Origin of the sequence: Pseudomonas sp. 37 R 15, from assembly GCF_900004865.1 — a bacterium.
GTDB lineage: Bacteria > Pseudomonadota > Gammaproteobacteria > Pseudomonadales > Pseudomonadaceae > Aquipseudomonas > Aquipseudomonas fluorescens_AM.
Map to the genome: position 1 here is coordinate 102,311 of NZ_CVTV01000057.1, position 11,170 is coordinate 113,480.

General features: G+C 63.9%; 9 protein-coding genes. 3 read left to right on the top strand and 6 right to left on the bottom strand.

What is annotated here, in order from left to right:
- Nucleotides 1-43: 43 nt before the first annotated feature.
- Together BFQ04_RS30145 and BFQ04_RS23180 are read right to left on the bottom strand one after the other, a co-directional pair.
- Entirely contained in the window at nucleotides 44-1,027 is a 984-nt protein-coding gene (locus tag BFQ04_RS30145) for a hypothetical protein (protein ID WP_256544613.1), read from the bottom strand.
- A 148-nt stretch (nucleotides 1,028-1,175) separates the two neighbouring features.
- Nucleotides 1,176-2,084: a LysR family transcriptional regulator gene (locus BFQ04_RS23180; RefSeq protein ID WP_065952822.1), complete on the bottom strand. Its 909-nt coding sequence runs from the start codon at nucleotides 2,082-2,084 to the stop codon at nucleotides 1,176-1,178.
- Nucleotides 2,085-2,288: 204 nt separating this feature from the next.
- Between BFQ04_RS23180 and BFQ04_RS23185 the strand changes: the two genes are divergently transcribed.
- Together BFQ04_RS23185 and BFQ04_RS23190 are read left to right on the top strand one after the other, a co-directional pair.
- Nucleotides 2,289-2,687: a helix-turn-helix domain-containing protein gene (locus tag BFQ04_RS23185; protein WP_065952823.1), complete on the top strand. Its 399-nt coding sequence runs from the start codon at nucleotides 2,289-2,291 to the stop codon at nucleotides 2,685-2,687.
- A 58-nt stretch (nucleotides 2,688-2,745) separates the two neighbouring features.
- The gene (locus tag BFQ04_RS23190; RefSeq protein WP_065952824.1) at nucleotides 2,746-5,517 is read left to right on the top strand and encodes an ATP-binding protein; all 2,772 of its coding nucleotides are present in this window, start codon (nucleotides 2,746-2,748) and stop codon (nucleotides 5,515-5,517) included.
- Here the strand turns inward: BFQ04_RS23190 and BFQ04_RS23195 are convergent.
- Together BFQ04_RS23195 and BFQ04_RS23200 are read right to left on the bottom strand one after the other, a co-directional pair.
- A complete protein-coding gene (locus BFQ04_RS23195; protein ID WP_065952825.1) occupies nucleotides 5,464-6,915 on the bottom strand; it encodes a winged helix-turn-helix domain-containing protein in 1,452 nt (483 codons plus the stop codon). The two genes, BFQ04_RS23190 and BFQ04_RS23195, sit on opposite strands and share 54 nt — an antisense overlap.
- 170 nt (nucleotides 6,916-7,085) lie before the next feature.
- Nucleotides 7,086-8,015 carry a GlxA family transcriptional regulator gene (locus tag BFQ04_RS23200; RefSeq protein WP_065952826.1) on the bottom strand — a complete coding sequence of 310 codons (930 nt, stop codon included), beginning with the start codon at nucleotides 8,013-8,015 and terminating at the stop codon, nucleotides 7,086-7,088.
- Between the two features lie 181 nt (nucleotides 8,016-8,196).
- Between BFQ04_RS23200 and BFQ04_RS23205 the strand changes: the two genes are divergently transcribed.
- Nucleotides 8,197-8,919 (top strand): pirin family protein, encoded by a 723-nt coding sequence (locus BFQ04_RS23205; RefSeq protein WP_065952827.1) that lies wholly within the window; start codon nucleotides 8,197-8,199, stop codon nucleotides 8,917-8,919.
- A gap of 120 nt (nucleotides 8,920-9,039) precedes the next feature.
- Here BFQ04_RS23205 and BFQ04_RS29785 read toward each other — a convergent pair whose 3' ends face one another.
- Together BFQ04_RS29785 and BFQ04_RS23215 are read right to left on the bottom strand one after the other, a co-directional pair.
- Nucleotides 9,040-9,366 carry a hypothetical protein gene (locus tag BFQ04_RS29785; protein WP_175413312.1) on the bottom strand — a complete coding sequence of 109 codons (327 nt, stop codon included), beginning with the start codon at nucleotides 9,364-9,366 and terminating at the stop codon, nucleotides 9,040-9,042.
- Nucleotides 9,367-9,512: 146 nt separating this feature from the next.
- Nucleotides 9,513-11,141 carry a pyoverdine maturation tyrosinase PvdP gene (locus BFQ04_RS23215; protein WP_065952828.1) on the bottom strand — a complete coding sequence of 543 codons (1,629 nt, stop codon included), beginning with the start codon at nucleotides 11,139-11,141 and terminating at the stop codon, nucleotides 9,513-9,515.
- Nucleotides 11,142-11,170 lie beyond the last annotated feature (29 nt).

The window sequence follows — 11,170 nt, forward strand, 5'->3', positions numbered from 1 at the left end:
CGAGGCACGAAAGGAAACCGTTAGGCCCCCTCCCCTGCGACGCTCAGCTTGGCTTTTGGTAGCCGACACCCTGGAATGAGAACTTGAGTTCCTTACTCTCGCCGTTCACTCGAGTCACTTCCAGATCGCCTGTGATCGAATTGCGGAACCGACCATACAAGCCTTCGTTCGTGACGGAGCCCACCGTGATAGTGCCTTTGTCATCCGTCGTAAAGGGCGCGGAAAAACTGCCTGCGGTCGGCGCAATCTGCGAACTGCGATCGATGTCCTTACCGTAGTGTTCAACGAACCCGCTATGCCGTGTGGCCAAGCTGACCTTGCTATCGACGTAAAGGTCTTTGACATGCTGCTTGGGCCCGACTTTATCGGGGTCGGTGACGTCCTGGATATACCCGCTCAGCCGCTGCAGATTCTTCGGGTCTTGCTCCACGGTGAGGTTGTATTTATGACCGAACTTGAAATCCACCGTTGTACTGTTGCTCGCCCCCGGGCCACCATCCGCGTCGGTACTGCCGTGTGGCGCAGTGAAGTGCGACCCGAACCCGGAAAACGGCACCTGCGCCTTGCCATCCGCCCCTGGTTGCAGCCCGATATACCCGTCGCCGAGGGACTTACCCTGTTCGTCATTGATGCCGAACTGCATCGCGTAATAAATCCCCGCAGACTCGCTACTGGTTCTTTGAGCGCCCGCGCCAATACTGATTGGAAAAGTAATGTTGCTCAGCCCCTGGCCTGATCCGGGAACCGAGTAATAAGCGAGGTACATTCCATCGGGCGCTGAAGCCTCCTTCTTAACCTCCAGGCGTGGATCGCTCACCCTGTCCAGCTTTGACGCCTCGACAGTCACCGGGATCGTTCCCTGCGTAGACACAACAGAGCGGGTTGAGCGCGCGAGGCTAGCGCCCGCGGCGGGATGATCATCGCTCGCGGGTAGTTGCACCGGCTGCCGCGACGTCGATGCGGGCGCGTCATGACCCGGCGGCGGTGTAACCGGTGGAATAAACTGTGGCTTCTGAGAGATATACATAGTCGTGACCAGCCCCTGCTTGAAAGTTGACCCATGGTAGGCGGGCCAAACCCAGGCGGGCAGCCGGAAAAAGCGTGCGCACCGTTAGGACTTTGCTGTACATCAAGGCCGGCCAGGTTAAAACGCGTACGGCGCCAGGGCTGAACAGCTAGACCTCCCCGGCCATATGCTGCGCAATCTTTCCCCGCAACCAGCGCTCGGCCGGGTCATTGTCATGCACCCCGCTCCACACCATCGACAGCTCTGCCGCATCAATCGCGAACGGCGGGTCTTCGGCCCGCAGACGGGTGCCCTCGGTCAATGCGCACGCCGCGTAGTCGGGTACGGTCGCGATGATCTGCGAACCCGCCAGTAATGCGCGCAGCCCGCTGAACTGCGGCACCGCCAGCACCACCCGCCGCGACCGTCCGATGCGTGCCAGGTCCAGGTCGATATTGCCGCTCAGGTCGCCCGAGAACGAGACCATGGCATGGGGTCTGGCACAGTAATCGTCCAAGGTCAGTGGCGCCTCGCCATCATCCCCTCGCAGCACCTTGCAGGGAATATCGCGCAGCTTCTTGCGCTTGGCGTTGGCCGGCAGTTCGGTGGTGTAGCTCACGCCTACCGAGATTTCACCACTGGCCAGCAACGACGACATCAACAAGTAATTGGCCCGGCGCACCACCACGATGATGCCTGGCGCCTCTTCGCGCAGGCGACTGAGCAAGGGTGGAAACAGTCCGAACTCCGCGTCGTCGGACAGGCCGATGCGAAACACCGCGCAGCTGGTGGAGGGGTCGAAATCCTTGGCCCGGCTGACGGCGCCCGAAATGGTGTCCATGGCCGGTTGCAGTTCCTTGAGTATCGCCACCGCCCGTGGCGTGGGTTCCATGCCGCGACCGTTGCGCAGCAGCAACGGGTCGTCGAACAAGTCGCGCAGGCGGCCCAGTGCGGCACTCACCGACGGCTGGCCCATAAAGAGTTTCTCGGCGACCCGGGTCAGGTTCTTCTCGAACATCAGGGCTTCGAAAATCACCAGCAGGTTCATGTCGACGCGGCGCAGGTCGTTGCGGTTCATGGCGGTATCCAGACGGTTTGCAGGGGGTCATGGAAGCATGCCCACAACGCGTTGGATTGCATGCCTGTGCTGTCTTTTCCACGCCGGCACCTGGCGAAATTAACAACGATTAACTCGTCAGCCAGGCGGTCCGGCAACAAGATGAACGGCGTCTACACTGCATCCATTCAACGGGAACGCTCCCATCGACTGCGGATATTTGTCATGGCCCGACTCGAGCAATATGCCCCTCGTTTATCCGCCACCGGAGGCCTGTGCCCCCGGCGCGAGCGGATCGCCAAGCAACTGATCCTCGCCAACCTCGGCGAAAGCCTGAGCATCGCCGAGCTGGCCCAGGCTTGCGCGTTGTCGCGCAGCCACTTTTCCCGCGCCTTCAAGTGTTCCACCGGGGTATCGCCCCAGGAGTGGATTCGCCACCAGCGCATCCTGCGCGCCAAGGAACTGATCACCGGCTCTTCCCTGAGCCTCACGCAAATCAGCCTGGAATGCGGCTTTTGCGACCAGGCGCACTTCTGTCATATGTTCACTCGCAGCGAGGGCGTGAACCCGATGACCTGGCGAAACCACCACTCGCGCTCCAAGCCGCAAGTGATCGCGGCCTAGTGGTCTTCAAGCGCCTGGAATATGCTTGCCCATCCGTTACTCTTGAACCTGGGCAGCCATGAATGATTTGAGCGACCAGGCCGTGCACTTCGGCCCCTACCGCATCCATCCGCGCGAGCGCCTGGTGCTGGAGGCCGGTCGCCCGCTGCGCCTGGGACGGCGGGCGGTGGACATTCTGCTGATCCTGCTGGAGCACGCCGGCAATGTGGTGAGCAAGCAGGAACTGATCGCGCGGGTCTGGCCCAAAAGCGTGGTGGAAGACGGCAACCTGCGGGTGCACATGGCCGCGTTGCGCAAGGCCCTGGGCGATGGCCAGGCGGGGCAGCGCTATATCGTCACGGTCGCCCAGCGCGGCTACAGTTTTGTCGCGCCACTGAGCATCGAACCGATGACGCTACCCACCGACGGCGCGCCCCAACGCCCTGGCCACAACCTGCCGCTGCGGCGCACGCGAATGATCGGCCGCCAGGCCCTGATCGATGCGCTGGTGCAGCAACTGCCGCAGCAACGTTTCATCACCCTGACCGGAGCCGGTGGCATCGGCAAGACCACCGTTGCCCTGCGCGTCGCGGAATTGCTGATCGGGCATTACCGCGACGGTATTCACCTGCTCGACCTGGCACCGCTCAGCGCCGCATCGATGATCCTGCCCAACCTCGCCGCCCTGCTGGGCGCCACACCTGGGGAGAATGCGCCGCTGGTCAGCTTCGCCCGCAGCCTGCAGGCACGCCAGCTGCTGCTGGTGATCGACAACTGCGAGCACCTGCTCGACGACATCGCCCTGATCAGCGAAACCCTGTTGCGCCATGCGCCGCACCTGCACATTCTCACCACCAGCCGCGAAGCCCTGCGCGCCGAAGGTGAGTCGGTGCAACGCCTGGAGCCGCTGAGCTGCCCGCCCGCCACCGGCAACCGCGCCCAGGCCCTGGGTTACCCGGCCATGCAATTGCTGATCGAGCGGGCAATGGCCCATCAGGACAGCTTTGCCCTGAGCGATGCTCAATTGCCGCTGGCCATCGATATCTGCCAGCGCCTGGACGGCATTCCCCTGGCGATCGAGCTGGTGGCCGCGCAGATCGAGCGTTTTGGCTTGCCGGGACTGCTGGTGCAGATGGAAGACAACTTCCGCCTGCTGACCCGCGGACGGCGCAACGCCCTGCCCCGCCAGCAAACCCTGCGGGCCACGCTTGACTGGAGCTTTGAGCTGCTCACCGAAGGCGAAAAGATCTGCCTGCGCAGGCTTGCGGTCTTTCGCCGGGGCTTCAGCCTGGTCAGTGCAGCGGCGGTGATCGCCGGGGAACACATCGCCCCGACCGAAGTGCTGGGCTCGATCACGCAACTGGTGGCCAAGTCGCTGCTGAACGTGGACGCCAGCGAGGACGAGATGATCTATCGCCTGCTGGATATCACCCGCACTTACGCCCTGGAAAAGCTCAGCCTGGCGGGCGAGTTGCAGGCCACGCGCGAGCGCCACGCGGCGCGCTGCCTGGCGTTGATGGAACAGGCCCGCGGCGAGTGGGAACTGATCGCCACCCAGCCCTGGATCGAGCGCTACGCACCGCTGCGCGAAGACGTGCGCGCCGCCCTCGACTGGGGGTTTTCCGACCACGCGGGGCATTTGCTGGCGATCCGCCTGACGGTCAGTGCGATGCCGCTGTGGCAAGAACTGTCGTTGCTGCGCGAACATGCCGGTTATGTGGACAAGGCGCTGGCGCTGATCGATCAGGTCGAAGCGCCCTGCACGCAATTGACCCTGCAACTGCAATTGGCCCTGGGCAGCCTCTCCTACCACGCCCTGGGCGCCGCGCCGCAGACCATTGCGGCGTTTGTCGGTGCCGCGCGCCTGGCCGAGGAACGCCAGGACCTGGCCGGCCAGTTGCGTGCGGTCTCCGGGCATATGGCGGTGAACCTGTGTGCCGGGCGCTATGGCCAGGCGCTGCAACAGAGCCTGCAATTCGATCGCCTCGACCCGCGCACCGAGCCACTGCTGGACCTGAGCACCCAGCGCCTGCGCGCCCTGGCCCAGCATTACACCGGCAATCAGGCACTGGCCCGGCACCATGCCGAGCAGGTGCTGCAGCGCATGAGCCACAGCAGCCACGTGAACCGCTTTGCCCAGGGCGTCGGCGTGCAGTACGACCAGAGCGTCGCGTCCCTGACCGTACTGGCACGCATCCTGTGGCTACAGGGCTTCCCCGAGCGTGCCTGGCGCACCGCGAGCCAGGCATTGGACCTGGCGCTGCAGATCAACCACGGCACCTCGATCTGCTACACCCTGGCCCTGGCCGGTGTGGTGATCGCCCGCTACAACGGTGCCGACGACGAGGCACAGGCCATGCAACGCCTGCTGCTTGAGCAGTCGCACAAGCATTCGGTGCAACTGTTCCAGACTTGGGCCGGACACTACGCCGGTATCCTGGGCGACCAGGATCTACAGGGCCTGGGACTGATCGAGGACACCCTGGTCACTTTCGGCATGAGTCAAGTCGATGAGCCGGGTATGCAACGCGCGCGCAGTGGCGCGGCGGGCTGGTGCGCCGCGGAAATCCTGCGGGTGTACGCCGGCCAGGCGGCGCTCCAGGGCGATACCCCCGGCGCTGAAACGCTGCTGCTCGAAGCCCTTGGCCTGGCACGCCAGCAAGGTGCCCTGGCCTGGGAGCTGCGGTGTGCGGGCTGCCTGGCGCAACGGTGGCAGCAACAAGGGCGCAGGCAGGCCGCCAGGGCGTTGCTGGAGCCCATCTACGCTCGATTTACCGAAGGCTTCGCCACCCGCGATCTACTGCGCGTGCGCCGCCTGCTCGACGAGTTGCAGGACAAACGGCCGGCCTGAAAAAGCCCCCAGACACTGCCCGTAGCCGTGCTGCAAACGCTCTACCTGACGCGGATCGCGCAGTTGCGCCAGGGCGTAGCTGCGCACGCAATTGAGCAGGCGATAGCGCGTCGGGCCCAGGCCAGGCTCGGCGGTCAGCAGCGACAGATTGACCAGACGCGCCAGCAGGTAAGACAAATCGGCGTGTTCAAGCTCGGTTCCGGTGACCATTTCACTTAAGGTGGGCAGGGTTACCGCCATCTTGAACAGGCCCAATTGCAGAAACAGCCAGCACTCCGGCAGGCTCAGCCGCTGGTAGCTCCAGTCCAGCGCGGCAGTCAGTGAGTGATGGCGTTCCACCGCCGTGCGACGACCGCGGCTCAGCCCGTGCAGGCCGGTGCGCAATTGCCGCTGCACACCGCCGATACCCAGTGCGTCAACCTGGGCGGCCGCCAGTTCGAGGGCCAACGGGATACCGTCCAGGCGCCGACAAATATCGTGCAGCGGCATCAACTCCTGGGGCCGTAACATAAAACCCTGCTGACTGGCGCGTGCCCGTGTGACGAACAACTGCACCGCGGGACAGGCCATGGCCTGCTCGACACTGCCCAGCGCCGACGGTGACGGCACGCCCAACTGCGGTACGCGCACCAGCCATTCGTCCGGCGCCAGCAAGGCCTCGCGGCTGCTGACCAGCACGCTGACTTCGGGCGCCCTCTGCTGCAGCGCGCGCAGCAGCTTGCGACAGGCACCGAGCAGCAGGTCGGCCCCATCGAGTACCAGCAACAAGCGGCGCGCGGCCAACCGCCGGCACAGCTCATCTAGGCTGTCGCAGCGGTCCAACTGGAAAAGCGTGGCCAGATGCCCGAGCAGTTCGCCCAACGTACGCAGGTTGCCCAGGTCGACCCACCACACCCCGTCGCGATAGCGGGGCAACACACGCTCGGCCAGGGCCAGGGCCAGGGTACTTTTGCCGATACCGGCCACACCGGTCAGGGTCAACAGCCGTTGCCCGGCCATGCGCCGCACCAGCACGCCCACCAGCTCATCGCGACCGACCACCGGGCTGAGCCGCGCCGCCAGGTTGTGCGGTGCCGGCAACGTCGCCAGCGCGCCTTGTACGGGCGCAGCGAAGCAGTAGCCGCGCTGCGGGTGATTGAGGATCAAAGGCTGCACATCAAGGGCGCGACGCAACGCGGCAATGTGCACGCGCAGGTTATTGTCTTCAACGACGCTGTTGGGCCAGACCCGTTCGATCAAGGTTGCCTTGCTGATGAAGTGCCCCGGCGCTTCCAGCAGCACGGCGAGGATATCCAGGGCGCGCCCGCCCAGCGGCACCGGCCAGCCAGCCTTGCTGACCAGACGCTGGTGTCGATGAAATGTGTAGGGGCCGAAGCTCACCGCCGCAGAATGATTCATGTCCGTAACAGCGCTGAAACACCCGTGCTTGAGTGCCTGCGCATCCTTTTTCGTGGGCTCGTCGTTATCTTGCCAGCTAGCGGTGACAGGACAATGCTGGCACGGGGAGCGATACGGACAATCGGGTGCCTCAGACGGACATTGGGTCGTTAACTGAACTGCTGTCGGTATTAGGTAGGGTTCAAGCCGAGCTTTTCACTGAACAGAAAGCGCATATGCCGCACGCTGCCGAAGCCTGAGTGGAACGCCACGGTCTTGAGCGGCAGGTCGGTGGTTTCCAGCAACTGGCGGGCACGGTCGATGCGTGCGCCTTGCAGGAACGCCATGGGCGTCATCTGCACCTCCTTGGCGAACAGTCGCGCAAAGTGTCGCGCACTCATGCCGGCCATTTCGGCCATCGACTCGATCGTAAAAGGTTGGTCGAGATGGGCCAGCACATGGTGCTGCACCCGAGTGACCGCGGTTTCCTGAGGCGCCACGGCGGCGGTCATCGGGCTGAACTGGGCCTGGCCACCCTGGCGTTTCATCACCACCAGCAACACCTTGGCCACGTCCACCGCCACCTGCTTGCCATGGTCCTGGGCGACAATCGAGAGGGCCAGGTCGATACCGGCCGTGACGCCACCCGAGGTGATCAACCGTCGGTCCTGCAGGTAGATGCGATCGGTCTCGACGATGGCGTTTGGGAATGCCTTGATCAAGCGTTCGGTGTAATGCCAGTGGGTGGTCACGCGGTGCCCGTCGAGCAAGCCGGCGTGCCCGAGCACAAAGGCGCCGGTGCAGATCGAACCGAAACGCCGCGCCCGTGGCGCCATCGCCTTCAACCAGGGCAGCAGCGCAGGATGACATTCGTTATAGGCACCCGGACCGCCAGGCACCAGCAGCACATCATAGGCCGCCTGGGCCTGCTCCAGCAGCAGGTCGGTCTGCACCGTGACGCCATTGGACGCGCGCAACGGCCCGGACTCGGTGCCGACAGTCAGGATCCGGTAGTGGTCGGCCACCGGCAGGTAGCGGTTGGCAATCGAAAACACTTCAAGCGGCCCGGCCATGTCGAGCAGCAGGAAGTCCGGGAACAGCGCCATGGCCACGGTTTTCATAAGCGGGAAACGTCCATCGAGAAGGAATGCGACGGGCATTATGGCATGCCTTTTACTGTCAACTCATAGGAGACAGTTATTCAAATTTGATCTTCTTAATGAATTCTCCGCTAACCATTAATCTTCTTCTCAACGCAAGCGCCCTGCCTCTCGCAGCCCGCGCTCACTTGAGGACTGGACCATGCTGACCCTTCGCAAAGCTTCCGAACGCGGCGCCGCCAATCACGGTTGGTTGAAGTCGTTCCACACCTTCTCCTTCGCCAACTACTGGAACCCCAAGGAACAGGGTTTTTCCGACCTGCTGGTGATCAACGATGATCGCGTCGCCGCCGGCAAAGGCTTCGGCCAGCACCCGCACCGCGACATGGAGATTTTCTCCTATGTGCTCGAAGGCGCCCTGGAACACAAGGACACCCTGGGCACCGGCTCGGTGATCCGCCCTGGCGATGTGCAATTGATGAGCGCCGGCAGCGGCGTGGCCCACAGCGAGTTCAACCACAGTCAAAGCCGTGGCGTGCACTTCCTGCAAATCTGGATAGTGCCCAACGAGGCCGGGGCCAAGCCGCGCTATCAGCAGGAGCACTTCAGCGCAGCGCAAAAACGTGGGCGCCTGCAGTTGATCATCTCGCCGGACGGCGCCGACGGTTCGTTGAATGTTCGCCAGGATGCGCGGGTGTATGCCGGGCTGTTCGATGGCGATGAAAGCGCGCAACTGGACTTGCCGCCGGATCGCTACGCCTACATCCATGTGGCGCGCGGCAGCGTCGAGCTCAATGGCCAACGCTTGCAGGAAGGCGACGGCGTGCGCGTACGGGACGAGCGCCAGATTCGCCTGAGCCAGGGCACTGACGCCGAGGTGCTGGTGTTTGACCTGCGCCCCAATGAAGTGCCGCAGATGCCATGACGGTCGCAGTGATGGCCCGTGAGCGGGTCCATCGCTGGCGTCGATAGTCACCATCAGCGCAATGAAGTTCTCTTAAAAACTGCGACGCGTAACATCAAACCCATGCCAAACGGCACCCCACTAAAACACTTGGAGCACACCACCATGAAACGCCAACTCTTGCTTAGCCTCGCTTTTTCGGTACTGGCTGCAAACGCTTTCGCCCACCCGGTAGTCGCTGAAGGCGGCGCCGATCGCATGATTGAAACACGCGTTGCCGAAGGCGGTGCAGATCGCTTGCAGGAACGTGGCCTGGCTGAAGGCGGTGCAGATCGCCTGCAGGAACGTGGCCTGGCTGAAGGCGGTGCAGATCGCCTGCAGGAACGTGGCCTGGCCGAAGGCGGTGCAGATCGCTTGCAGGAACGTGGCCTGGCTGAAGGCGGTGCAGATCGCCTGCTGAGCAACCACGTATAACCCCTGCTGTTGAAGGGAACCCCAAACCGGCCTGATCAGCCGGTTTTTTTTCGTCTTCGATTCAGGCTCTTCAGGCAGGTTTGAAAGGCTGAACGTGCGGGTGTCAGGCACCTCCCTCGCCACAGGCATTCGGGTTGCCCTTACCCTTCGCGCTTGACCTTCAAGTGCCGCGCATACCAGGGTCGTTGCGGCACGCGCTTGAACAGGCCCTTGAGCAGTTCCTCATCGGCGCCAAAGGTGATGCGCAGGGCGAGTTTCATGATTTCCGGGTCCATTTCCATCGAGCGCCCCTGCTGCAACCCCGGCGTGGTGCTGCACCCGTGGGTGTCCGGGCCGAGCCAGGGGTCGCCGACTTCAACCCAGCGTCCCGCTGCAAACCAGGCTACGCCGTTGACCTCAAGCCGGGTGACCTCGCCCGGATGGAACCGCTCGTGGGCGCGAAACCAGTCCTCGATGCGGTCGTCGATCCAGCCGTGGAAGTGCCAGAACACCGGGTTCACGTGGGATGAAAACGGATCGCCGAGGAAGTCGTTCTCCGGGGCGTACCAGCGCGGCGCAAAATCCGCCGGGTCGCGGGCAAACGGCACCGGGGCGCCGTTGGACGGGTCGCGCGGCACCGAGGCCCAACGCATGTGCAGCCAATCGTGCAGGCCCAGCTCCATCTCCGAACCCAATTGGCCCAGGGTCAACCTGGCCAGGTAGCGTGGGTCGCGGTATTGGGATTCCCACACCTGGAAATTACTGTGGTAGGTCTCGGCCGCCTTGATGTCGCTGACCCACTGGGTGTAATCGGCGTCATCCGGCGCCGACCAGCAGGGCGGCAGCGCAAAGCCGTCGTGGTTATCGAAGTAACGCACGAAGCCCGGGCGATCGCGCTCCAGCGCCGGCTGGGGCTCGGGAAAATGCGGCCATGACGGCAGGTCCTGCATGGCGCGGGCAGTGCCGAGCATATGGCGGTGCATGAAGAAAAAGTCGATGCCCGAGCCGTTACGGTCCTTGAGCTTGCCCCGCGCATCGCGCTCCCGACCACGCGGCCCGGGTTGCCAGCCGAGGCCGCGCAGGGCCTCGCGTTTTTCTTCGGACAGCTTGTGCCATTGGTCACGGGTGGCGTGCCAGAGCTGATGAAACAGGCGATGTTCGGGGGCAATCAGCCAGGCCAGCAGGGTCGGGTTGAGGCCGATACGCTGGCGGGCTTCGGGGAACAGCTGTTTGTGGGCGATAAATCGATTGTCGCGCTCGGTCAATGCCAAGGGCCGCTCGAGGTCGAGGACCTGCCCACTGAGGGTGCCGCTGCCGGCATTGCCGAAGTCGGCCCAGACTTCATCGAGGGTCATCTTGAATTCGTAGGCCGGAATGCCCGCCGCCGAATCGCGGTCGATCAGCCGCCAATAGAGCACGGCGCCCTCGCCCGTCACCAGATCGCCCAATACGCGGTAGCGCGGCTCGCCGTCGGCCCGCAGGTTCTCGGCGGTGTCCAGGTAACCGCGCAAGCCGCGGCCACGGGGAGCGATATCCAGCAGCAGCGCCAGGCCCTGCGTCGGCAAGCCCCTGAGGCCGGCATCGCGGCCTTCCAGGCGCAGGCTCCAGACGCCGCGCAAGGTGTTCGCCAGGTGCTGGCCCTGGGTGTCGGCCAGGTCGACCGTGGCTTCGCCGGGGGTGACCGGGAATTCTTCTTCCCGCGTCAACTCGCGATGGGCATAAAAGGCCGCGGGCACCGCCGCGCCGGTCAGCGCCAGGCCTGCGATGAACCCACGTCGAGAGATCGTCATTGTCTACCTTAGGAAACGGCTTAATCAGA